21 protein-coding genes, 2 pseudogenes and 1 riboswitch are annotated in these 22,533 nt (G+C 71.1%); of the genes and pseudogenes, 10 read left to right on the top strand and 13 right to left on the bottom strand.

The genetic code is table 11. The annotated features are described in order from the left end of the window. The first annotated feature begins 4 nt into the window (after nt 1-4). Complete coding sequence (gene otsB, locus ACIBTS_RS27290) at nt 5-919, top strand: trehalose-phosphatase (RefSeq protein ID WP_399322830.1); 915 nt, start codon at nt 5-7, stop codon at nt 917-919. 33 nt (nt 920-952) lie between these two features. Here otsB and ACIBTS_RS27285 read toward each other — a convergent pair whose 3' ends face one another. Continuing rightward, nucleotides 953-2,365 (bottom strand): trehalose-6-phosphate synthase, encoded by a 1,413-nt coding sequence (locus ACIBTS_RS27285; RefSeq protein ID WP_399322828.1) that lies wholly within the window; start codon nt 2,363-2,365, stop codon nt 953-955. Between the two features lie 121 nt (nt 2,366-2,486). Next, the gene (locus tag ACIBTS_RS27280) at nt 2,487-3,431 is read right to left on the bottom strand and encodes a glucosyl-3-phosphoglycerate synthase (protein WP_079661496.1); all 945 of its coding nucleotides are present in this window, start codon (nt 3,429-3,431) and stop codon (nt 2,487-2,489) included. A 142-nt stretch (nt 3,432-3,573) separates the two neighbouring features. Further along, a riboswitch (SAM riboswitch) is annotated at nt 3,574-3,712 on the top strand. Between the two features lie 18 nt (nt 3,713-3,730). Between ACIBTS_RS27280 and thrC the strand changes: the two genes are divergently transcribed. From thrC to groL, 4 genes are all read left to right on the top strand, one after another. Continuing rightward, nucleotides 3,731-5,029, top strand: a complete 1,299-nt coding sequence (gene thrC, locus ACIBTS_RS27275) for a threonine synthase (protein ID WP_399322827.1) — start codon at nt 3,731-3,733, stop codon at nt 5,027-5,029. A 69-nt stretch (nt 5,030-5,098) separates the two neighbouring features. Next, nucleotides 5,099-5,374, top strand: coding sequence for a MoaD/ThiS family protein (locus tag ACIBTS_RS27270; protein WP_079661498.1), 276 nt, complete (start codon nt 5,099-5,101; stop codon nt 5,372-5,374). 464 nt (nt 5,375-5,838) lie between these two features. Further along, nucleotides 5,839-6,045 carry a cold-shock protein gene (locus ACIBTS_RS27265; RefSeq protein ID WP_007493268.1) on the top strand — a complete coding sequence of 69 codons (207 nt, stop codon included), beginning with the start codon at nt 5,839-5,841 and terminating at the stop codon, nt 6,043-6,045. A gap of 300 nt (nt 6,046-6,345) precedes the next feature. Beyond that, the gene (gene groL, locus ACIBTS_RS27260; RefSeq protein ID WP_079661499.1) at nt 6,346-7,968 is read left to right on the top strand and encodes a chaperonin GroEL; all 1,623 of its coding nucleotides are present in this window, start codon (nt 6,346-6,348) and stop codon (nt 7,966-7,968) included. 83 nt (nt 7,969-8,051) lie between these two features. Here the strand turns inward: groL and ACIBTS_RS27255 are convergent, their stop codons facing one another. The 5 genes from ACIBTS_RS27255 to ACIBTS_RS27235 all read right to left on the bottom strand — a co-directional run bounded on the left by ACIBTS_RS27255 (nt 8,052) and on the right by ACIBTS_RS27235 (nt 11,998). Beyond that, nucleotides 8,052-8,723 carry a Uma2 family endonuclease gene (locus ACIBTS_RS27255; RefSeq protein WP_399322825.1) on the bottom strand — a complete coding sequence of 224 codons (672 nt, stop codon included), beginning with the start codon at nt 8,721-8,723 and terminating at the stop codon, nt 8,052-8,054. Nucleotides 8,724-8,782: 59 nt separating this feature from the next. Beyond that, entirely contained in the window at nt 8,783-9,616 is an 834-nt protein-coding gene (locus ACIBTS_RS27250) for a hypothetical protein (RefSeq protein ID WP_399322890.1), read from the bottom strand. Nucleotides 9,617-9,894: 278 nt separating this feature from the next. After that, nucleotides 9,895-10,101 carry a DUF397 domain-containing protein gene (locus ACIBTS_RS27245; protein ID WP_399322823.1) on the bottom strand — a complete coding sequence of 69 codons (207 nt, stop codon included), beginning with the start codon at nt 10,099-10,101 and terminating at the stop codon, nt 9,895-9,897. Then, nucleotides 10,085-10,924, bottom strand: a complete 840-nt coding sequence (locus ACIBTS_RS27240; protein WP_399322821.1) for a Scr1 family TA system antitoxin-like transcriptional regulator — start codon at nt 10,922-10,924, stop codon at nt 10,085-10,087. Before ACIBTS_RS27240 ends, ACIBTS_RS27245 begins: the two co-directional genes overlap by 17 nt. A 420-nt stretch (nt 10,925-11,344) precedes the next feature. After that, nucleotides 11,345-11,998 carry a class I SAM-dependent methyltransferase gene (locus ACIBTS_RS27235; protein ID WP_399322820.1) on the bottom strand — a complete coding sequence of 218 codons (654 nt, stop codon included), beginning with the start codon at nt 11,996-11,998 and terminating at the stop codon, nt 11,345-11,347. A gap of 173 nt (nt 11,999-12,171) precedes the next feature. On the opposite strand from ACIBTS_RS27235, the gene ACIBTS_RS27230 reads away from it, so the two are divergent. Further along, complete coding sequence (locus ACIBTS_RS27230) at nt 12,172-13,299, top strand: NADH:flavin oxidoreductase (RefSeq protein WP_399322818.1); 1,128 nt, start codon at nt 12,172-12,174, stop codon at nt 13,297-13,299. Nucleotides 13,300-13,415: 116 nt separating this feature from the next. On the opposite strand, the gene ACIBTS_RS27225 is transcribed toward ACIBTS_RS27230, so the two are convergent. The 3 genes from ACIBTS_RS27225 to murQ form a co-directional block, all read right to left on the bottom strand. Further along, nucleotides 13,416-13,988 carry a hypothetical protein gene (locus ACIBTS_RS27225; RefSeq protein ID WP_399322816.1) on the bottom strand — a complete coding sequence of 191 codons (573 nt, stop codon included), beginning with the start codon at nt 13,986-13,988 and terminating at the stop codon, nt 13,416-13,418. 87 nt (nt 13,989-14,075) lie between these two features. Then, complete coding sequence (locus tag ACIBTS_RS27220; protein WP_399322814.1) at nt 14,076-15,551, bottom strand: PTS transporter subunit EIIC; 1,476 nt, start codon at nt 15,549-15,551, stop codon at nt 14,076-14,078. 16 nt (nt 15,552-15,567) lie between these two features. Continuing rightward, nucleotides 15,568-16,491 carry an N-acetylmuramic acid 6-phosphate etherase gene (gene murQ, locus ACIBTS_RS27215; protein ID WP_399322813.1) on the bottom strand — a complete coding sequence of 308 codons (924 nt, stop codon included), beginning with the start codon at nt 16,489-16,491 and terminating at the stop codon, nt 15,568-15,570. Nucleotides 16,492-16,602: 111 nt separating this feature from the next. On the opposite strand from murQ, the gene ACIBTS_RS27210 reads away from it, so the two are divergent. Then, entirely contained in the window at nt 16,603-16,998 is a 396-nt protein-coding gene (locus ACIBTS_RS27210; RefSeq protein ID WP_399322811.1) for a hypothetical protein, read from the top strand. Nucleotides 16,999-17,005: 7 nt separating this feature from the next. Next, a complete protein-coding gene (locus ACIBTS_RS27205) occupies nt 17,006-17,284 on the top strand; it encodes a DUF4031 domain-containing protein (RefSeq protein ID WP_079661507.1) in 279 nt (92 codons plus the stop codon). Here ACIBTS_RS27205 and ACIBTS_RS27200 read toward each other — a convergent pair. Next, nucleotides 17,274-17,789 (bottom strand): annotated as a pseudogene (locus ACIBTS_RS27200) (GNAT family N-acetyltransferase); the annotation flags it as partial. The gene ACIBTS_RS27205 and the pseudogene ACIBTS_RS27200 sit on opposite strands and share 11 nt — an antisense overlap. A 20-nt stretch (nt 17,790-17,809) precedes the next feature. Beyond that, nucleotides 17,810-18,460 (bottom strand): hypothetical protein, encoded by a 651-nt coding sequence (locus ACIBTS_RS27195; protein WP_399322809.1) that lies wholly within the window; start codon nt 18,458-18,460, stop codon nt 17,810-17,812. Nucleotides 18,461-18,616: 156 nt separating this feature from the next. On the opposite strand from ACIBTS_RS27195, the pseudogene ACIBTS_RS27190 reads away from it, so the two are divergent. Further along, nucleotides 18,617-19,309, top strand: a pseudogene (locus ACIBTS_RS27190) (copper homeostasis protein CutC); the annotation flags it as partial. A gap of 652 nt (nt 19,310-19,961) precedes the next feature. Here the strand turns inward: ACIBTS_RS27190 and ACIBTS_RS27185 are convergent. After that, nucleotides 19,962-22,043: a HelD family protein gene (locus tag ACIBTS_RS27185; RefSeq protein WP_399322808.1), complete on the bottom strand. Its 2,082-nt coding sequence runs from the start codon at nt 22,041-22,043 to the stop codon at nt 19,962-19,964. A gap of 298 nt (nt 22,044-22,341) precedes the next feature. Here ACIBTS_RS27185 and ACIBTS_RS27180 point away from each other — a divergent pair, with 298 nt between their 5' ends. After that, the gene (locus ACIBTS_RS27180; protein WP_399322807.1) at nt 22,342-22,527 is read left to right on the top strand and encodes a hypothetical protein; all 186 of its coding nucleotides are present in this window, start codon (nt 22,342-22,344) and stop codon (nt 22,525-22,527) included. Nucleotides 22,528-22,533: the final 6 nt, after the last annotated feature.

Below are 22,533 nucleotides of genomic sequence, written 5' to 3'. Positions count from 1 at the left end.
GCGTATGGGCACCCAAGAGACGCACTCCACGGAACCCGAACCCGCACCCACCGCACCCACCGCACCCACAGCACCCACAGCACCCACGACCCCCACGACCCCCACGACCCCCGCCGGTCGCGAGGCGCTCGCCGCGATCCTCGCCCGTCCCTCCCGCACCCTCGTCGCCCTCGACTTCGACGGGACCCTCGCCCCGATCGTCGAGAACCCGGAGGACGCCCGGGCGCACCCCGACGCCGTCCCCGCGCTCGCGGACCTCGCGCCGAAGGTCGCCGCCGTCGCCGTGATCACGGGCCGGCCCGCCGAGGTCGCCGTACACCACGGTGGTTTCGCCGGGGTCGACGGGCTGGCGCACCTCTCCGTCCTCGGCCACTACGGCGCCGAACGCTGGGACGCCCGCACCGGCGCCCTGAACGCCCCCGCCCCGCACCCCGGCGTGGCCGCCGTCCGCGCCGAACTCCCGCAGGTCCTGGCGGCGGCCGGCGACCGGCCGGGCGTCTGGGTCGAGGAGAAGGGCGGCCGGGCCGTCGCCGTCCACACCCGCCGCGCCGACGACCCCCAGGCCGCGTTCGACGCCCTGCGCGCCCCCCTCACCGACCTCGCCACCCGGCACGGCCTGATCGTCGAGCCCGGCCGCATGGTCCTGGAACTGCGCCCGCCCGGCATGGACAAGGGCGTGGCCCTGCTGGAGCACGTCCGAGAGATCGGCGCGCAGTCGGTCCTCTACGCCGGCGACGACCTCGGCGACCTCCCGGCCTTCGCCGCCATCGAGAAACTCCGCTCCGACGGCATCCCCGGCCTGCTGGTCTGCAGCGGCACCCCGGAAGTCACCGAACTGGCAGCCCGCGCAGACCTCGTGGTCGACGGCCCTCCCGGCGTCGTAGCCCTGCTGCGAAACCTGGCATCTCGGCTCACCTGACACCCACCCGGGCCCGGCGAGAGGCCGGCCGGGTCAGCTCGGCTGGAGTTCTCGTAGGGCGGTGAGCTGGTCGAGGAACCATTGGGCCGGAGGGAGTGCGGTTGCCGCCGCCGAGAGGCGTTCGGTGCGTTCCGCCCGCTCCTCCGGCTTCATGGACAGGCCCTCGTGCAGGGCGCGGGCGGTTTCCAGGATGTCGTACGGGTTGACGACGATCGCGTCCTCGCCCAGCTCCCAGTACGCGCCCGCCTCCCGGGACAGGACCAGCGCGCAGCCCTGGTCGGAGACGACCGGGACCTCCTTGGCGACCAGGTTCATGCCGTCCCGGATGGGGTTCACCAGGGCCACGTCGGCCAGCCGGTACGCGGCGAGGGAGCGGGCGAAGTCGTCCTCGAGGTTCAGCAGCACTGGGGTCCAGCCGGCGGTGCCGTAGCCGGAGTTGATCTCCTTCGTCAGACGCCGTACCTCCGCCATGTAGTCGCGGTAGACGGCGAGGTCCTGCCGGGAGGGGTAGGCGAAGGCGACATGGACGACCCGCTCGCGCCACTCGGGGTGGTCGTCGAGCAGCTGCCGGTAGGCGAGGAGCCCGCGCACGATGTTCTTGGACAGCTCGGTGCGGTCGACCCGCACGATCGTCCTGCGCCCCTCGCCGATCTCCTCGCGCAGGGCCGCCATGCGTTCGTCCACGTCCGGCCGGTGCGAACGCTCCCGCAGGAAGCCGGCGTCCGCGCCGAGACCGTGCACGCCGATCCGCGTCCTCCCCAGCTCTCCGGCGAACTCCGTACAGCACGCGGTGAACGCGTTCGCCCAGCGCCGGGTGAGGAATCCCAGGCGGTCCGCGCCGAGCATGCCCCGCAGCAACTGCTCGCGGATGTCCCCGGGCAGCATCCCGAAGTAGTCGACCGGCGCCCACGGGGTGTGCGAGAAGTGACCGATGCGCAGGTCGGGGCGCAGCTCGCGGAGCATCCCGGGGACCAGACACAGGTGGTAGTCCTGGACGAGGACCGCCGCCCCGTCCGCCGCCTCCTCCGCCAGCGCCTCGGCGAACGCCCGGTTGTAGGCCTCGTACGACGCCCACTGGCGGCGGAACTCCGCGTCGAAGACCGGCTCCAGCGGGGTCTGGTAGAGCAGGTGGTGGATGAACCAGAGCACCGAGTTCGCGATGCCGTTGTACGCGTCGGCGTGCACGTCGGCCGGGATGGGCAGCATCCGCACGCCCTCCTCGCCGACCCCGCGCGAGACCGCCTCCCGGTCGCCGTCGGAGAGCGCCGAGCACACCCAGAGGGCGCCCGCGTCGGGGCCGATGGCCGACAGACCGGAGACCAGCCCGCCGCCACCGCGTTTCGCGTGCAGCGAGCCGTCCTCGCGCACCTCGTAGGAGACCGGACCGCGGTTGGACGCGACCAGCACCTGAGCACCCCGAGCAGCAGCATCGTGCGTGGAAGCCATACGCCTCAACCTAGCCCGGTCGGGAAACGCTCAAACGTATGGTCGCGCACAGTGCGAGGACCGTATACGGACTGTCCCGTCCGCCCCGCCCGTCCCGTCCGCCCCGCCTGCCGCGCGAGGGTCACGCGACCTTGCGGGTCGCGTACTCGACGATCTCCGCCATCGGCGGCCGTTCCTCGGTGTCCACGGAGTACGTGCGCGGCTCGAAGCCGTCCCCGCTCCGCTCGAACTGGGTGAGGGCCGGGCGGATCATGTGCCCGCGGGCCAGCCGCAGCTGCGCGGTGCGGTAGATCGCCGCCGCCATCCGGCCCAGGGCCTGCCCGTCCTGGTGGCGGTGCTTTCGCACCCCGACGTCCACCTGCGCGAGGGCGTCGAGCCCCACCAGGTGCAGGGCGTCGACCAGCATGCCCAGCTCCACGCCGTAGCCGACGGGGAAGGGCAGCTGCTCCAGCAGGCTGCGCCGGGCCGCGTACTCGCCGCCGAGCGGCTGCACGAACCCGGCCAGCTGCGGCCAGTGCATGTTGAGCAGCGGGCGGGCCATCAGCTCGGTGACCCTTCCGCCCTGACCGGCCGCACCGCGGAGCGGACGGTCGTACATGCCCTTGACGAGATCCACGTCCGGGTCGGTGAGCAGCGGGCCGACGATCCCCGAGACGAAGTCCGAGGAGAACTCCCTGAGGTCGGCGTCGATGAAACAGACGATGTCCCCGGTGGTGACCAGCAGCGAGCGCCACAGCACCTCGCCCTTGCCGGGCACGGCGGGGATGCGGGGCAGGATCGCGTCGCGGTGCACGACCCGCGCGCCCGCCGCCGCCGCGACCTCGGCCGTACGGTCGGTCGATCCCGAGTCGACGACGACGATCTCGTCGACGAGCGGAACCTGATGCATGAGATCGTGGCGGATGACGGCGACGATGTCCCCGACCGTCTCCTCCTCGTTCAGCGCGGGCAGCACCACCGACACCGACTGGTTCGTGGTCCGCTTCGCGGCCAGGATCCGGTGCAGCGGGCGATCGGCCACGGACCAGGAGCGGGTGCTCAGCCAGCGCTCGACTTCTTCCAGCACAGTCTGCGGCTCCTCACGGTTGTCCCGCGGTTGTCTCGCGGTTCGGACGACTATCTCAACTGTCCAGGTTGTCGGTTACAGTCTTGGACAACGCGGGTGACCATCGCATGTCCTCGGTGGCCCGCCCTCCACAACTTCATACCGCTCATCCAGAGGGGCAGAGGGATACGGCCCGATGAAGCCCCGGCAACCCTCCAGCCGGTCTCGTTCACGCGAGGCTCCCGGCTTGGGAAGGTGCCAAATCCGTCTCACGACGAGATGCGTCGTGAGGAAGATGAGGAGAAAGGGCCTCGCCTCACATGGCTGCGCAGACTATTGAAACCGGATCCATCGATTCCGGCGCCTCCACCGTAGACCTCGGCCCCGCCACCGCGCTGAGCTGCCGCGAGTGCGGTCACCGCGTGCCCCTCGGCCCGGTCTTCGCCTGCGAGGAGTGTTTCGGCCCGCTCGAGATCGCGTACGACTTCTCCTCCTACGACACGGAGGAGCTCCGCAAGCGCATCGAGGCGGGACCCGCGAACATCTGGCGCTACGCGCCGCTGCTGCCCGTCCCGGCCGACGTGGCGGACAAGCCGAACATCAACCCGGGCTGGACCAAGCTCGTCAAGGCCGACAACCTCGCCCGTGAGCTGGGCGTCGACGCCGGCAAGCTGTTCGTCAAGGACGACTCCGGCAACCCGACGCACTCCTTCAAGGACCGCGTCGTCGCCCAGGCCATCGAGGCCGCCCGCGCCTTCGGCTTCACGACTCTGTCCTGCTCCTCCACGGGCAACCTGGCCGGCGCCGTCGGCGCGGCCGCCGCCCGCGCCGGCTTCCGCTCCTGCGTGTTCATCCCGCACGACCTGGAGCAGGGCAAGGTCGTCATGGCCGCGATCTACGGCGGCGAGCTCGTCGGCATCGAGGGCAACTACGACGACGTCAACCGCTTCTGCTCCGAGCTCATCGGCGACCCGGCGGGCGAGGGCTGGGGCTTCGTCAACGTCAACCTGCGGCCGTACTACGCCGAGGGTTCCAAGACGCTGGCGTACGAGATCTGCGAGCAGCTCGGGTGGCGGCTGCCGGACCAGCTGGTCGTGCCGATCGCCTCCGGTTCGCAGCTCACGAAGATCGACAAGGGTCTGCAGGAGCTGATCAAGCTCGGCCTCGTCGAGGACAGGCCGTACAAGATCTTCGGCGCGCAGGCGGAGGGGTGCAGCCCGGTGTCCGTCGCCTACAAGGCGGGGCACGACGTGGTCCGGCCGCAGAAGCCGAACACCATCGCCAAGTCGCTGGCGATCGGCAACCCGGCGGACGGTCCGTACGTCCTCGACATCGCCCGGCGGACGGGCGGGGCGGTGGAGGACGTCGACGACGAGCAGATCGTCGACGCGATCGGGCTGCTCGCCCGGACCGAGGGGATCTTCGCGGAGACCGCCGGCGGGGTGACCGTCGGGGTGACGCGGAAGCTGATCGAGAACGGGCTGCTGGACCCGACGCTGACCACTGTCGTGCTGAACACGGGTGATGGTCTGAAGACGCTGGACGCGGTGGCGGGGACGGGCCTCACGGCGACCATCCGTCCCAACCTGGAGTCGTTCCGCGAAGCTGGTCTCGCGTAAGCAGCTTGTTGCTCGTCTGCGGGCCGCCCGCGCCCCTGAAAGCCCGTACCCGACCGGAGGTCACCCGTCATGAGCGTCAACGTCCGCATCCCCACCATCCTGCGCACCTACACCGGTGGCGCGGCCGAGGTGAAGGCCGAGGGCTCGACCCTCGGTGAGGTCATCGCGGACCTGGAGAAGAACCACACCGGGATCGCCGCGCGGGTTCTGGACGACCAGGGCAAGCTGCGGCGGTTCGTCAACGTGTACGTGAACGATGACGACGTCCGCTTCGAGCAGGGCCTGGAGACGGCGACCCCGGACGGCGCCGGCGTCTCGATCATCCCGGCCGTCGCCGGTGGCTGATCGGTCGGCTGACCGCTGTTCAGTACCCGCCGGTAGTAACCGTCGGTAACAGCGATTACCGAGAGTTCATCGAATTGCCCTCTCCGCGATAGAAGCGGAGGGGGCAATTCAGTGTGGTTGAGCGCGGTACAGTTGGGGAACCGGGTCCCGATCAATGGAACCGGAGCTCTTGATTTCTGCCCAGTACCCGATGAGAAGCAGCCAAAGTGCGCGTCTCATTCGTGGCTTTTGCGGCTTTTGCAGGGCCCGACTTGCCCTGAATTCTGGCGAATTCTCGCCACATTCCGGATCCCGATGCGTCCAGAATTCTCGTCCAAGTGACCTGTTGCAGACAGCAGTTGGACAGATACATTCGGCCGCGGTCGACGCGTTCCGGCGCACGCCCCCAACCAATGGGGGGTGAGGTCTGACCCGGATCCGCGAAGTGTGGATCTGTGCAAGGGCCAGTAATAGGGGAGTTAGGCATGGCTCAGGGCACCGTCAAGTGGTTCAACGCGGAGAAGGGGTACGGCTTCATCGCGGTCGACGGTGGTGCGGATGTTTTCGTCCACTACAGCGCGATTCAGATGGACGGCTACCGCACCCTGGAAGAGGGTCAGCGGGTCGATTTCGAGATCTCGCAGGGCCAGAAGGGGCCGCAGGCGGACATGGTCCGTCTCGCGACCGGCTGAAGCACGCGCCGACTGACAGCGTCGTTCTTCTGTACGTCATCGAAGGGCTCGTACCTCCTGGGGGTACGAGCCCTTCGGTCGTGTCCGGAGGGGTCCCAGTCTCGGGGAGGCGCTTGCACTCTCATGGGTCGAGTGCTAATCATTGGCGTTAGCACTCTGAAGGTGAGAGTGACAACGAGGACCGGGTCGGTGAGGCCCGCAGGCCAGGTGGGGCAAGGAACCACGAGGTCGGCGAGCCGTCCGTCGCGGGCGCCAGCGCGGTCCGGAGCAATCCACCCCAGTCCGGGAGGACCACTTCACATGGCCAAGATCATCGCGTTCGACGAGGAGGCACGGCGCGGCCTCGAGCGCGGCATGAACCAGCTCGCGGACGCCGTGAAGGTGACGCTCGGCCCCAAGGGCCGCAACGTCGTCCTCGAGAAGAAGTGGGGCGCCCCCACGATCACCAACGATGGTGTCTCCATCGCCAAGGAGATCGAGCTCGAGGACCCGTACGAGAAGATCGGCGCCGAGCTGGTCAAGGAAGTCGCCAAGAAGACGGACGACGTCGCCGGTGACGGTACGACCACGGCGACCGTTCTCGCCCAGGCCCTGGTCAAGGAGGGCCTGCGCAACGTAGCCGCCGGCGCCAACCCGATGGCCCTCAAGCGTGGCATCGAGAAGGCCGTCGAGGCCGTCTCCGGCGCCCTGCTGGAGCAGGCGAAGGATGTCGAGACCAAGGAGCAGATCGCTTCCACGGCCTCCATCTCCGCCGCCGACACCCAGATCGGCGAGCTCATCGCCGAGGCGATGGACAAGGTCGGCAAGGAAGGCGTCATCACCGTCGAGGAGTCCCAGACCTTCGGTCTGGAGCTTGAGCTCACCGAGGGCATGCGCTTCGACAAGGGCTACATCTCGGCGTACTTCGCCACCGACATGGAGCGTATGGAGGCCGTCCTCGACGACCCGTACATCCTGATCGCGAACTCCAAGATCGCGAACGTCAAGGACCTGCTCCCGCTCCTGGAGAAGGTCATGCAGTCGGGCAAGCCGCTGCTGATCATCGCCGAGGACGTCGAGGGCGAGGCCCTGTCGACCCTGGTCGTCAACAAGATCCGCGGCACCTTCAAGTCCGTCGCGGTCAAGGCCCCGGGCTTCGGCGACCGCCGCAAGGCGATGCTGAACGACATCGCCATCCTCACCGGTGGCGAGGTCATCTCCGAGGAGGTCGGTCTCAAGCTCGAGAACACCTCCCTGGACCTCCTGGGCAAGGCCCGCAAGGTCGTCATCACCAAGGACGAGACCACCATCGTCGACGGCTCCGGCTCCTCGGACCAGGTCGCCGGTCGGGTCAACCAGATCCGCGCCGAGATCGAGAACAGCGACTCGGACTACGACCGCGAGAAGCTGCAGGAGCGCCTGGCGAAGCTCGCCGGCGGTGTCGCGGTCATCAAGGCCGGCGCCGCCACCGAGGTGGAGCTCAAGGAGCGCAAGCACCGCATCGAGGACGCCGTCCGCAACGCGAAGGCCGCCGTCGAGGAGGGCATCGTCGCCGGTGGTGGCGTGGCGCTCATCCAGGCCTCCGCCGTCTTCGAGAAGCTGGAGCTCGAGGGTGACGAGGCGACCGGCGCCAACGCCGTCCGCATCGCGCTCGAGGCCCCGCTCAAGCAGATCGCCGTCAACGGTGGTCTCGAGGGTGGCGTCGTCGTGGAGAAGGTCCGCAACCTCCAGGTCGGTCACGGCCTGAACGCCGCGACCGGTGAGTACGTCGACATGATCGCCGAGGGCATCATCGACCCGGCGAAGGTGACGCGCTCTGCCCTGCAGAACGCGGCCTCCATCGCCGCGCTGTTCCTCACCACCGAGGCCGTCATCGCCGACAAGCCGGAGAAGGCCGCCGCGCCGGCCGGCGGCGGCATGCCGGGCGGTGACATGGACTTCTGATCGACCGGTTCCGGTTGATCGACTGTCCTACGGACCGAGGGCGGTACCCCCAGCTACGGCTGGGGGTACCGCCCTCGGGCGTTTCAGCGGGCGTACTTCTTGAGGGGCTCAGTGTCGAGGGTGACACTCACGGGCGGTGGAAGCTCGACGGTGGCGCCCCAGGGGGAGGAGTCGATCTGCTGGTAGCGGCCGTCCTTGGGATCGCTGTACACGACGACCGTGCAGTTGTCCCGATCGACAAGGAGGTAGACGGGAATGTTGGCTTCCGCATAGCCGACGGGCTTGTCGATGCGGTCGCGTCGGTTGGTGTCCCAGTCGTGGGAAGTGATCTCCAAGGCCATCAGCATGCCGTCGGTGTCGGACCACTCGCCGTGCCCGACGAAGTGATCGACGGGGGCGAGTACGGCGTCGGTGCGGGCACGTCCCTTGCGGTAAGCCTCGGCCTTGACTCCTGATTCGGGTGCGAGATCGAGATCGGGGCGATGGAGCAGGAACTGACGCACCAGCCACGAGTAGATCGAACGGTGGTTGCCGTCCGGCATCGCTTTGACCTCTAGTTTTCCGTTGATGTACTCCAGATAGACCGTCTCCGGCGCCCTGCGCTCCAGCTCTTCGAAGTCCTCAACGCTGAGCGGGTCCTTGGTGTGAACCCGCCCGTCGACGTATTCGAGCCGTACGTGCTCGGGTGCCGCTGCAACAAGGTCCTCGAAGTCCTCGAAGGGCATCTGCGGGCGTTCGGCGGTGCTGGGGGTCATGGCGTCGCCTCCTCCCCTCCATCGTGCCTTGGTGTGGTGATGTCGGACGGTAGGAGCGGTCATACAGGTGTCCTTTCTCGTGTCGGTACGGCCATTGCCGCACGGATCCCGGCCGCGCGGGCGTGAACGTCGGCGGCCGGGAGGGGCGTGTGGGGATACGCGGGTGCACGTTCGCCTCGGCAGCCGCGGCACACGCCCCCCGACAGCGCTTCGGGACGCCCAGGCACCCTGCACTCCGCGCACTCCAGGAGCCGTTGGGGCGGAGACGGGGCCGGTGGCGGCGGTGGCGGCGGGATTTTGTCCGTCAGGCGGCGGTGGAGCAGGGCTGCGGGGCTGTGGACGGGGGTGGGCAGCCCGGAGGTCAGGGCGGTGCGGAGCGTCTCCTCCGTGGCTCCGTGCGCGAACCACTCCTCCACCAGCGGGGCGAGCTGCGCGCAGTCGGCGGCGGAGAGGGACAGGACGGGGGTCGTGCGGCCGAGGGCGGCGAGGAGGATGTGGGCTCGGGAGCGGGTGGCGGGCCGGGCTGGTTCGGGGTCCGGCGCGTTTTCCGGTACGTCGCCTCGTGTGAACGTCGCCCACCAGCCGTCGTCGCGCGCGGTACGGGTGAACCACGTTCGGGTGATCCAATGGGACTCGCCCGAGGCGGTCTCCATCCGTTCCCGACCCCGCCTCAGATGCCCGGCCTGCTGGATGCGGTTGAGGGCTGTGCGGAGGGCGCACTGTCCGTACGGCGTCGTCTTGGCCAGCGTCTTCACGGAGATGTCCGCGCCGTCCGGGAGCCGGTCGATGTATGCGGCGATGGCCGCCTCGCGGGGCGGGAGGTGCGTGAAGTCGTGGTTGGTGCGGGGGAGTTGTCCCGGGGCGGCGCGCTTTCCGTAACCCGGATTGGCCATCGGGTGCGGGTCCGCGTGCGCGGGGAGGGAGGCAACACTAAGCTTGGCTTCAGCCACGGATCGAAGCTCTCATTCGATCTTGTAGGTCAAGCCCCCGTAGGTGTTGGCGCACCGGCGGGGGCTGTTTCGTTAACCGCACGCTAGAGCGTGGTGACCTTCCGTGGCAAGTCGGTCGCTCCGCGTCAACTCGCCGGGTGGGAGGGTGGGTTGAGACCCTCCACCCGTTCCTTGCAAAGAGGGCTCGACGCTGGACGCTTGAGCTTCGGGGCGGGTGCGGATCAGCTGTCCTTGAGGTTTTCGACGAACGCCGACCATGCCTCGACCCGGAACACGAGCTTCGGGCCGAGGGGGGCTTTGGAGTCCCGGACGGGGACGAGGGTGGGGTGGCCGGGGGCGACTTCCAGGCAGTCGTTGCCGCCCCCGGCGCTGTAGCTGGACTTGATCCATACGACCGTGCTCAGGTCGAACTCAGGGATGTTCCTCATGGGCGTAATCCTGCGCCAACCTCTCGATCAGGGCCAGGGACCTCTCCTGTGAGAGCGCGGAGGCCACAAGGAGGTCGAATACGAACCTCATTTGGGCGACAGTGGCTGGGTCGTCATCCAGTCGCCCGGTGCGCGCCCCCTCGTAGTAGACCAGCGGAGGGGCGTCCTCGAACTCCATCAACTTGAGGGCGCCACCCATCGCTGCATGCGCTCCCGCGCTGAGCTGCAGCACCTGCACGATGACCCGGTTCCGGCGGACCAGGTTGGCGATATGGCGCAGGGCCTCCGCCATCACCGCCTGGCCGCCTGCCTCCCGGCGCAACGCGGCTTCGTCAAGCACTGTCCACAACAACGGCTTTGTTGGATGGTCGAGTAGGCGGGTCCGCGCCATCCGGCCCTCCGTCCACTCCTCGATGGCCTCTTCCGGTGCCGTCGGGTCGTACGCGCGGTTCACGGCCCGGGCGTACGCGGGCGTCTGGAGCAGTCCGGGGATGAGGAGCGGCGCGTACTGCCTGATCGCCGTGGACTGAGCCTCGGCCTCAGCCGCCTCCGCGAAATCATCGAGGTACTTCGACTTGGCCGCCGCCTTGCAGTTCCGCTTGAAGAAGCCCCCCGTCTCCAGGACTTCGTCCAGCATCGCCGCGTACTCCGGCTGCAACCGCCGCGTCCCCGCCTCCAACTGTCCGATGAACGACCCGCTCACGAACAGTCGCTGGCCCAACTGCTCCTGGCTCAGTCCCTTCCGCTCGCGAACATGGCGTAACTCGGCACCCAGCAAGGCTCGCGGCGACGACGACGGGTCGAGGTCCTTCGGTCCTGGCATGGGTGCCTCCTGGTCCTACAGACGCGTTGTTGGAGCGCCGTATCTGGCCAGGTTAGGAGTGTGACGGCCACGCTGTGTGCAGAACTCGGACACTCAGCGTGGAGGAAAAGCCTCATGGAGACGACAGAGACGGCGGCCGAGGAGCAGCGGCCCGCTCGCAGTGCACCCGAGGCTCTGGAGCGGTTGCGAGCCGCGCTGCGGGACGTGGGAATCCGCCTGCCGTCCTTGCGGCTCGACCCGGTCTCGGCCGTGCAGGACGACCGGTTCGCGCTGGTCGACCTGGGCCGTTGCAACTTCGTCGTGGCCTCGCAGCTCGCCGACGCCCTGTGGGGACGCCGAGGGCCGGAGGATGCCGGCGAGGTGTCCGCCGCCGACCCCCTGCGGGAGCGGGTGCGCTCGCTGAACCGGGGTGCCCGGCTCTCAGGCGTAGTGCGAGGCGACGGCGGGCTGGCCTGTGTAGTTGGGGCCGGCGTCGGGGTCGGCGCCGAGGTAGGTGAAGGGGAGTTCGACGGTTCGGCCGCCTCGGAGAGTGAGCAGGTGGCGCCGGGGGGCGTAGGCGAATCCCGCTGCTCGTAGGGCGGTCACGGCCGGCCGTCCGGCTGGCGAGCCGTCGGAGCGTCGGATCGAGTCCGGATCGAAGTGGGCGAGGAGGAGGCCGTCCTCGGTCAGCCAGGACGCGGCCCGGGTGAGCAGGCCGAGTTGGTCGCCGACGTAGTGCAGGCCGTGGACGCAGGTGATCAGGTCGTAGGTCCGGCTCGGGCTCCAGGCCGAGACGGAGGCGACGACCTCCTCCAGGACGGGCGGGGCCGGACGCGGGACGAGCGGGCCCACCAGGTCGACGGCGGTCAGGACCGTGTCGGCGGGCAGGGCGGGGGCGGCCTCCCGCAGGGCGCGGCCCTCGCCGCTGCAGAGGTCCAGCCAGGAGGGGGCGGGGCGGTGCGCCAGGTGGGACAGGAGGTCGACGCCCAGTTCTCGGGCGTAGCTGTTCACGCCGGTGAGTCCGCGTTCGCGGTTCATCGTGTTGTTCGCGACGACGGAGGACTCTTCCAGCGGGACCGGCCGGGGTTTTGGCATGCGTACATTCTCGGCTGCGGTTCGGTGTGCGTGGTCGGGATCACAGGGGGATTCCGGGTGTGGATGGAATGGTGTCGGGGGCCGGGAAGTTGTTGTACGCGGGCACTGTATGCATGTGCACATACCCGCTGGTCAGCGGTTTACCGGTCCACCGTCACGAGGAGACATTCAACGTGAGCGTCACCCAGCCCGTCCCGTCCCGCGCCGCCGAGATCCTCTCCCGGCCGGTGTCCATCAACGGACTGACCGTCTCGAACCGCATCGCGATGGCGCCCATGACGCGCATGTTCTCGCCGGACGGCATCCCGGGTGAGGACGTCGCGTCGTACTACGCCCGCCGCGCCGCCGCCGGTGTCGGGCTCATCGTCACCGAGGGGACGACCGTCGGGCACGAGTCCGCCGGGCAGAGCGACCGGGTGCCGCGGTTCCACGGCGCGGAGCAGCTGGCGGGGTGGGCGAAGGTCGCCGAGGCCGTGCACGCGGGCGGCGGGAAGATCGTGCCGCAGCTGTGGCACATCGGGATGGTGCGCAACCAGGGCGAGCCGCCGTACGCGGACGCTCCGGCCGTCGGTCCGTCCGGACTGCGTCTGGACGGTACCGAGGGCACCGGCAAGGCGATGACCCAGCGGGACCTGGACGACGTCATCGGCGCGTTCGCCGAGGCGGCCGCGGCCGCGGAGCGCATCGGCTTCGACGGCGTCGAGCTGCACGGCGCCCACGGCTATCTGCTCGACCAGTTCCTGTGGGCCGGCACCAACCGTCGCACCGACGCCTACGGCGGCGACCTCGTGGCCCGTACGAAGTTCGCCGCCGAGGTCGTCGCGGCCGTCCGTGAGACCGTCTCCGCCGAGTTCCCGATCATCTTCCGCTACTCGCAGTGGAAGTCGGAGGCGTACGACGCGCGGCTCGCCGAGACCCCGGAGGAGCTGGACGCCGTCCTCGCGCCGCTGGCCGCCGCCGGTGTCGACGCCTTCCACGCCTCCACCCGCCGCTACTGGCTCCCGGAGTTCGACGGCTCGGACCTCAACCTCGCGGGCTGGACGAAGAAGCTCACCGGCAGGCCCGTCATCACCGTCGGCTCAGTCGGCCTCGACGGGGACTTCCTGCGTGGGTTCGCGGGCGACGGCGCCCCGGTCAAGAGCATCGACGACCTCCTCGACCGGCTGGAGCGCGACGAGTTCGACATGGTGGCCGTCGGGCGGGCGCTGCTGCAGGACCCGGAGTGGGCCGCCAAGGTCCTCGACGGTCGTCTCGACGAGCTGAAGCCCTACGACGCGGCGGCGCTGAAGACTCTCAGCTGAGCCCAGCCGTCCTGGGGCCTGTCCGGCCCTTGCCCAGTCGGGCCCTGAGCTGCTGCTCGGGGCCCGCGTGCGTCCGCGTGCCTCTACGGGGGCAACTTAGCTTGCTCAACTCAATCTCAGAGGTTGCCCAGCGGCTCGATGTCGACCTTCACCGGGGTGCCCCAGATGCGCAGGACCTCGTAATCGGTGAACTCGTGCACGAGCCGGTAGGCCATCGCGGGCCGCGAGCCGCGGCGCAGGGCGGCGATGTACAGCTCGGCCTCGCGACGGTCCCGCCTCGGCGTCCCGCACAGGTGCCACTCCTGGCCGTTCCACAGTTCCGGCAGCCAGCGCTGCTGGGGCTGCGGGCGGTCGGCGCGGGTGCCATAACGGGAGATGGAGGGGGTCGGGGTGTACGGGGCCTGCGGGGCGGGGCCGTTGTACTCGGCGCGCCGGGCCGCCCGGCGGCGGGTCTCGCACAGCAGGCACAGGTCGGGGGCGGTCTCGTCGACCGGGCCGTTCGGATGCTCGGCGCAGCGGGTGGTGGGCGTGGCGCCGACGACGCTCTCGTCCAGCAGCTCCAGGGCGCGCCGCAGATCGGCCTTGACCTCGTGCAGCCGGGCATCGGGCGTGTCGGCGCTCAGGGCCTCGCCGTGCTCCCCGAGCAGCCGGAGGGCGCGACCGAGAGCGGTGAGCTGGGCGTGGTTCATGCCCCCAAGGGTAGGGGGGTGGCCACGGTTCCCCGACGGGCGAGCGGTTCCGGGAGGGGCGGGGGCCCGGGGACCGAGCCGGACCCGCTACCCATTGTCAGTCGGAGAAGGAGCGGCGGTGGGCGCGGGCGCGCGGTCGGGGATGCCGAAGACGTAGGTCGCCGCGAAGCCGACCGCGTAGCCCGTCAGCAGGCCGCCCGCGTAGATCGCCGCTGTGATGCCCAGCCCTCGGTTGCCCGCGAGGAGTGGGAACAGGGCCCAGCCGGACGGGCCGATCGCCGTCGCGCCGACCTTGTCGCCGAGCAGTGCGAAGAAGCCGACGAACGCTCCGCCGGCCGCGCCGCCCGCGCAGGCGGTGAGGAAGGGGCGGCCGAGGGGGAGGGAGACGCCGTAGACGAGGGGTTCGCCGATGCCCAGCAGTCCGGCCGGGAGCGCCGATCTGATCGTCGTCCGGATGGACGTGTCGTGGCGCAGCCGGACGTACACCGCCATCGCCGCGCCGACCTGGCCCGCGCCCGCCATCGCCAGGACGGGCAGGAGGACGGTGTAGCCCTGCTGGGCGATGAGGGTGGTGTGAAGGGGGATGAGGGCCTGGTGGAGGCCGAGCATCACCAGCGGCAGGAAGAGGCCGCCGAGGACGAGGCCGGCGAAGGGGCCCGTCGTGGCGAGCAGCCAGTTCGCGGCCGTGCCGATGGCCGAGGAGACCGCGCCGGCCGCGTACATCAGGCCGTACAGCGTGCCGAGGCCGGCGACGAGGACCGTCACGGTGGGGGTGAGGAGTACGTCGAGGGTCTGCGGGACGCGGCCGCGGCACCACTTCTCCACGCGTGTCGCCAGCAGCGCGGCGGCCAGCGCGCCGAGGACGCCGCCCTGGCCGGGGGCGAGCGTCACCCCGAACGCCGTCACCTTCGCGACCCCCGGGTGGACGACGATCGCGGCGACCGCGCCGCCCAGGATCGGTGTGCCGCCGAACTCCTTCGCCGTGTGGTGGCCGACGAAGACGGCGATCAGCGCCATGAAGCCGGAGGCGATCGCGGTCAGCGCGGGCGTGAGGCCCGGCAGCCAGCCGGCGTTGAGGAGTAGCCCGTTGACGCCGGCGAGGATCCCGCAGCCGATGAGGGCGGGAATGAGCGGCACGAAGACGGCGGCCAGCCGGCGCAGGGCGGTCTTCAGCGGGGTCGCGTTGTGCCGCCGCTGGGCCGCCCTCAACTCCTCTCCCCGCGCGATCAGTTCATCGGCGGTCGAGGGGGCGGACGAGGGGGCGGTCGAGGGGGCGGTCGAGGGGTCGGCCGGGCGGGGGCCGAGCAGTTTCTCGAACGCGGCCGTCACCGTCGTCACCGCGCCCGGTCCGAGGACCACCTGGTACGAGGCGTCGTCCACGACGACCCCCAGCACCCCGGGCACCGCCCGCAGCGCCTCCTCGTCGGCCCGCGACGGATCGGCGAGGCCCAGCCGCAGCCGGGTCATGCAGTGGGCGACGGAGACGATGTTCGCGGGGCCGCCGACCAGCGGCAGGATCGCGGCGGCTGCGGAGGCGGCGGGGGAGGAGGAGTCGGTGCGCACTCTCCGAGCGTGCGGCTCAGCCGTTCGCGGCGGCGAGCGCCGCGCGCAGATGTCCCCCGGACTCCTCCAGAAGGCGGGCGGCCGTCGGCCCGTCCACCCCGGCCAGCAGCACCAGGATCGCGTTCTTCACCTGCCCGTCGCCGGCCGCGAGGGCCGCCTCGACGTCGCTTTCGTCCGCGCCGGTCGCCAGCGCCACGATCCGCCGCGAACGGGCGCGCAGCTTCTCGTTCGAGGCACGCACGTCGACCATCAGGTTCCCGTACGTCTTGCCCAGCCGGATCATCGTGATCGTCGAGATCATGTTGAGGACCAGTTTCTGCGCCGTGCCCGCCTTCAGCCGGGTGGAGCCGGTGAGCAGCTCGGGCCCCACCACCACCTCGATCCGGTGCTCGGCGGCGGCGGCCAGCGCACTGCCCGCGTTGCAGGCCAGGGCGACGGTCAGCGCACCCCGGGCCCGGGCGTACGCGAGCGCGCCGACGGCGTACGGGGTGCGGCCGGAGGCGGAGACGCCGACCACGGTGTCGTCCGGGGTGAGGGAGAGCGCGGCCAGGTCCGCCTCGGCGAGCTCCCGGGAGTCCTCGGCCCCCTCGACGGATGTCGCCATCGCCGCAGGCCCGCCCGCGATCAGCCCTACGACCTGCCCGGACCCGGTGTTGAACGTCGGCGGACACTCCGACGCGTCCAGCACCCCGAGCCGCCCGGCGGTACCCGCCCCGGCGTACACCAGCCGCCCCCCACGCCCCATCCGCTCGGCGACGGCGTCGACGACGGCGGCGATCCGCGGAAGCTGCGCGGCGACGGCCCCGGGCACGCCGGCGTCCTCCCCGTTCATGAGCCGGGCGAGATCGAGCGTGGGCAGCAGATCGATCTCGGCGAGCTCGGGACGGAAGCCTTCGGTGGTCAGTACGTCGAGTTCGGCGCGCAGATCACGTGAGTTCATCGAGCTGACTCTTTCCGAAGCTTGGGGACGACAGCATGGGACCGACAGCGTGGGGCCGACAGGATGGGGTCGACCTTGGGGTGCGTGGTCAAGAGTGCGCACAATAGGGGCATGGATCCCATCGACCACCCCGTCAGCCCCCTGGAACAGACGTTGCACGCCGCACGTGCCCTCGTGCTCGCCGATCTCGCCGCGGGCGAGGTCGCCGCGGCGGACGTCGTGTCGATGGTCGAGGAGTCCGTCGTGCAGCGACGGTGGTGGGTCGAGCAGTGGCCGGAGGGCGCGCAGTACGTGGCCGGGCTGGTCGCGCAGGACGTGCAGGACGCGCTGCTCGAACGCCACGGCCGCTGGCCGCTGTGCCCGGTCTGCGGCTCCGGCGACCCGCACGCCCTCGACATCGAGCCCGAACTCGGCCCGGACCCGCACTGGGTGTGCCACAAGGCGGGCGTGAAGGTCGCGTCGGTGGGTTCGCTGGGGCCGGCCATGGGAGGCATGTCGTCCTCGTGAAGCTCTCGTGACCGTCTACATCGACCCGCCGAACTGGCCGGGCCACGGCCGTATGTGGTCCCACCTCGTCAGTGATGTCTCGTACGCCGAACTGCAGGCGTTCGCCGACGGGCTGGGCGTCCCCCGGCGCGCCTTCGAACGCGACCACTACGACATCCCCTCCCATCGTTACGCCGAGGTGGTGGCGGCCGGCGCGGTGGAGGTGAGCAGCCGTGAGGTGATCCGGCTGCTGACGACGTCCGGTCTGCGCAGACGCAAGGGCGGCGGCCCCGCCGTCACGCCCTGAGTCGCGTGAGCTCGTACGCGTACCGGCCGTCGCCCTCCTCGCCCACGCCGTCGCCGTCGTCGCCGCCGACCCGGGCGAAGCCGACCCGTTCGAGCACGGCCCGGGAGGCGGTGTTGGCGTGCTCGACGACCGCGAACAGGCGTCGTACGTCGTGCCGCGCCAGCGCCCAGGCGGCCAGCGCGCGCAGCGCCTCCGTCGCGTAGCCGTGGCCTCGGGCGGCCTCGACCAGGTCGTAGCCGATCTCGGTGCGGCCGTCCTCGTCGGGGGCCGCGTGGAAGCCCATGCTGCCGACCGCCCGGCCGTCCTCGCGCCGTACGAGGACGTAGAGGCCGAACTCGGGCCGGTGCACGCCGTTCACATACGCCTTCACCAGCATTCCGGCGGCGTCCCGTGTGCCCTCGAACGGCCCGCCGCCGAGCCAGACGAAACCCCCGCCGCCGCCCGCCCGCAGTCCGGCGGCGGCGGACGGGGTGACGCCTTCGAGGGTGAGCCGTGCGGCGGGGATACGCGGCGGCGCGGGCGCGGTCATGAGGCGAGCAGCTCCAGCTCGCCCCGCAGGTTGTAGCGGGCCGTCTCCTCCCACCGCTCGCTCCCGTACGGCGTCCTGAACAGCCGCGGCAGGTCGAGGAGTTGACGCAGGATGGCCGCCCGTCCGGCGCGGAAGGCGTCGCTGGGGACGAAGTGGTACTCCTCGCGGACGGCGGCGGTGTAGGCGGCGTACGCGGACGGCGGCGCGGCGAGGATCGCGAGGTCGGCGTCGCACAGGACCTGGCCGTCGCGGTCGTCGTCGGCCGGGTCGTGGGTGACGGTGAGCCGGACGAGCCGCGCGACCTCGGCGGTCCGCTCCCGCGACACCCCGGCCTCGGGCAGCGCGCGCTCGGCGAGCCGGGCGGAACGCTCCTCGTTCTCGGAGCGGTCGGGCAGGTAGACGGCGTCGTGGAACCAGGCGGCCAGCCGGACGACGTCGGGGTCGTCGGCGTGCGCCTGGAGCTCGTCGACGCGGTCGAGGACGGCCGTGAGATGCGTGAGCGTGTGATAGCGGCGCTGCGGCTCCTGCCAGCGGGCGAGGAGATCGTCGGCGTAGAGCACGGGGTCGGGACCGCCGACGGGGGACCTGGCTCTCTCCAGGGCGTGACTGAAGCGGCTGCGCAGGACGTCGAGATCGAGATCGGCCATGACCTCATTGTCGCGCGGCAGGCCGGTCCCGGGTGGGCCGGTTCGGGGTGGGCCGGTCCGGGTGGGCCGGGGGCCGCGACGGCGTATCCTCAATTGGACTAGACCTGTAGCCGTCACGTCCGATGGCGCTCGACGAACGCCGACGAATGGGGTCCCATGAGCAAGCGTGCAGTTCTGGAGGTGATCGCCCTCGACGTCGAGGACGCGCTCGCCGCCCAGGCAGGAGGCGCGGACCGCCTCGAGCTGGTCACCGACATGGCCGCCGACGGCCTCACCCCGCCGGTCGCGGCCTTCGCCGGGATCCGGGCCGCCGTCGACCTCTCCCTGCGCGTGATGCTGCGCCTGTCCGCGGGCTTCGCGGCGGGTGCCGCCGAAGACGTCGACCGCCTTGTGCGGGTCGCCCGCGAGCTGCGGGCGGCGGGCGCGGACGAGTTCGTCCTCGGGTTCCTGGACCCGGAGGGCGGGGTGGACCTGCCGGCCGTGGAGCGGGTCGTCGCCGAGCTGGACGGCTGCCGCTGGACCTTCCACCGCGCCCTCGACCACGCCGCCGACCGCGACGCCCTGCGCAAGCAGCTGGACGGTCTGCCCGGCCTGGACACCTATCTCACGGCCGGCGCGGCGGCGGGCGTGGACGCGGGCCTGCCCACCCTCCTCGCCGAGGCGTCCCGCCACGGAGAACAGGGCTACGAGCAGCACCTCCTCGTCGGCGGAGGCCTCCGCCTCGACCACGTCCCCACCCTCCGCTCGGCCGGCGTCGACGCCTTCCACATCGGCGGCGCGGCCCGCCCCGACGGCTGGACAGGACCCGTGTCGGCGCGGACCGTCGCGCAGTGGCGGCGGGCACTGGACGCAAAGCGACCCGAACAGACCGAGCAGGCAGGGCAAGCCGAGCGGGCCGGGCAGGCGGGGCAAGCCGAGCGGGCCGGGCAGGCGGGGCAAGCCGAGCGACACGGGCAGGCCGAGCGGGCCGGTCAGACCGGGCAGGCCGAGCGCGGCGAGTAGATCGAGCGGGGCTGGCGGGCTTGGTGGGGCTGGCGGGCCTAGCGGGGCTGGCGGGGGTTGTGGGCCCGAGCGGGTGTGCCGGGCCGAGCGGGGTTGGCCAAGCCGAACGGGTCCGCCAGGCGGAACGGGACCATCGGCTTGGCGGGGCCGTGAGCCCGAGGCGGGTTCGCCAAGCCGAGCCGGGTTCGCCAAGCCGAGCGGGTGCGCCGGGCCGAGCGGGGTTGGCCAAGCCGAACGGGTCCGCCAGGCGGAACGGGACCATCGGCTTGGCGGGGCCGTGAGCCCGAGCCGGGTTCGCCAAGCCGAACGGGTCCGCCAAGCCGAGCGGGTGCGCCAAGCCGAGCGGGTGCGCCAAGCCGAGCGGGTGCGCCGGGCCGAACGGGTGCGCCGGGCCGAACGGGTCCGCCAAGCCGAGTCGGGTTCGTCAGGTCGAGTCGGGACCGTCAGGTCGAGTCGGGACCGCCAGGCCGGCTCGACGCGTCGGGTCGGCTGGACCCCGTCAGCTGAGCTGGGGTGGCAGCGGTGCCGTGTGGGTGACGATCAGGCCCGAGACGGCTCGGGTCAGGGCCACGTACAGGCGTCGCAGACCGGTGCGTTCGTCCGGTTCGGCGTCGACCACCGCCTGGGGTTCGTCCAGGACCACGTAGTCGTACTCCAGGCCCTTGGCCAGGGAGGCCGGGACCAGCGTGAGGCGGATTTTTGCCGTCGTCTCCTCGCCGGGGGAGAGATGGGCGAGGCCGGCCGCCGTGAGGGCTTCGGTGAGGGCCGGGATGCGGGCGTCGGCCGCGATCAGTCCCGTAGAGCCCTCGTTGCGCAGCAACTCCTCGCAGGCCGCGACGACTTCGGCGGTGCCGGAGACCGGGCGGAGATCGAAGAACCCGGGGTTCTCGCGGACCGACGCGACCGGGGTGAGGCCCGGCGCGATGTGCGGCAGGAGGCGGGAGGCGTAGGTGATGACGTCCGTCGGCACGCGGAAACCGGCCGTCAGTTCCTCGATCACCGCGTCCGACTTCCCGAGATGGCCGAGGGCCTCCTCCCAACTGCGGGTCGCCCAGGCGGTGGTGCCCTGCGCGAGGTCGCCCAGCACCGTCGCCGAGCCCGTCGTGCAGCGGCGGCCGACCGCCCGGTACTGCATGGGGGACAGGTCCTGCGCCTCGTCCAGGACGACATGGCCGAGGGAGTGCGTGCGTTCGACGAGGTCCGTCGTCTCGTCGATCAGCACCGCGTCCGCCGCCGACCACTGCGCCGACTTCACCGACCGCGCCGGCTTCGCCCACAGGATCGTCTTCTGCTCGTCCTCGCTGAGCACACCCTCGGCGTGCGCGGCGAGGAACTCGGCGTCGGACAGCAGCCGCAGCACGAGCTTCGCCGGGTCGACGGCCGGCCAGACCGCCTTCACCGCCGCCTTCACCGCGCTGTTGCGGGCCACGGCGTCCTGCACCCGGTCGTCCGGGGCCTCGCCCGAACGCTCCATCTGCACCAGCACCGCATGCGCGATGCGCTGCGGCAGGGCCTCGCGGGCCGCGCCGTAGCGGATGTCCCGGTCCAGCAACTCCCGGACCATCTCCTGGAGTTCGTACGCCGGAACCCGCCAGCGCCGCGAGCCGCGCACCACGACGACCGGCTCGGCCGGCATGCCGACGTGCGAGTAGACCGCCTGGCGCAGCACCTGCGCCATCCTCGCGTCGCCCTTGACGACCGCGGCCGCCGCGTCGTCCGTGCCGCGCACCTCCACATGGGCCACCAGGTCGTCGACCGTGCCCTGGCGGACCGTCAACTCGCCCAGGGCGGGCAGCACCTGCTCGATGTAGTGCAGGAAGGACCGGTTCGGCCCGATGACCAGCGTGCCCGTGCGGGCGAGCCGCTCACGGTGGGCGTAGAGGAGGTAGGCGACCCGGTGCAGACCCACGGCCGTCTTCCCGGTGCCGGGGCCTCCCTGTACACAGACCGTGCCGCCCAGCCCGCTGCGGACGATCTCGTCCTGCTCGGGCTGGATGGTGGCGACGATGTCCCGCATCGGGCCGACACGCGGCCGCTCGATCTCCTGCTGGAGCAGCTTGCTGGTGGCCGCCGCCTCGGACGGGTCGGAGAGATGCTCGTCCTCGTACGCCGTGATGTCCCCGCGGGTGTAACCGAAGCGGCGGCGCAGCCCGACGTCCATCGGATCCTTCTTCGAGGCCCGGTAGAACGGCTGCGAGACCGGCGCACGCCAGTCGATGACCATCGGGTCGCCGTCATGGTCGTGCACATGCCGCCGCCCGATGTACAGCTTCTGATCAGCGTCCTCCGGCCGCGGGCTCTCCCCCTCCGCGCCCTCCGCCTGCTCCGCGCCCGGAGCGTGCAGGTAGTCGAGGCGGCCGAAGAACAGCGGGGTGTCGCTGAGGTCGGCGAGCGCCTTGATGCGCTCCCCGATCTGCCGCTCCAGGATCTGGGCGTTGACCCAGTTCGCGGTGACGTCGCTGATGTCGAGGGACTCGACGTCCTCGCGCATGGCGCGCAGGGCGGCACGGGAGGAGGCGAGGTGGCCGCGTTCGCGGGCGAGGGGGTCGTCGTCGTGGGCGGGCGTGGACGGCGTGGACAAGGGGGTGCCTCCGGGCCGGCTGAAGGTGGGGTTGCGGGCTGCGGGATGCCGTCCGGTTTCCGTCCGGACGGCGGCACTCCGGTTGAGGGAGGCGGGCAAGAGCGGAGATTCTAGGTGAACGGAGGAGGCGCGTGCCAACGTATTTTCCGGCCGCCCGCGAGCGCCCCGGCGCGACCCCTACGGGACGGCCCTCCACCTGTCAGGGGACGCTCCGCCCCCACAGCTGTACTCAGGTAGTACGAGAACTGGGGACCTGGGACCGATGCCCCCTTTATGCCTCGGATCCCATCATGGAGACATGAGTGCAGCGACCCTCAACCCAGCCCCCGGTCGCCCGTCCGGCGCGACCCCCCTGTCCGACGTCGACGTACACCGTCACCGTCCCGGCGACGCCCTGCGCGCCGTGAAGGTCTTCGCCCGCGCCGCCTTCGACGTGATCGTTCTCGGTGAGTACGGAGCGGAAGCGGGCGTCCGCCGCAAGTGACGCCCG

It is taken from the genome of Streptomyces sp. NPDC050121 (assembly GCF_044460385.1).
Lineage (GTDB): Bacteria > Actinomycetota > Actinomycetes > Streptomycetales > Streptomycetaceae > Streptomyces > Streptomyces soliscabiei.
Note: the sequence above shows the minus strand (reverse complement) of the source record. Positions and strands in the feature narration are given on the sequence as shown.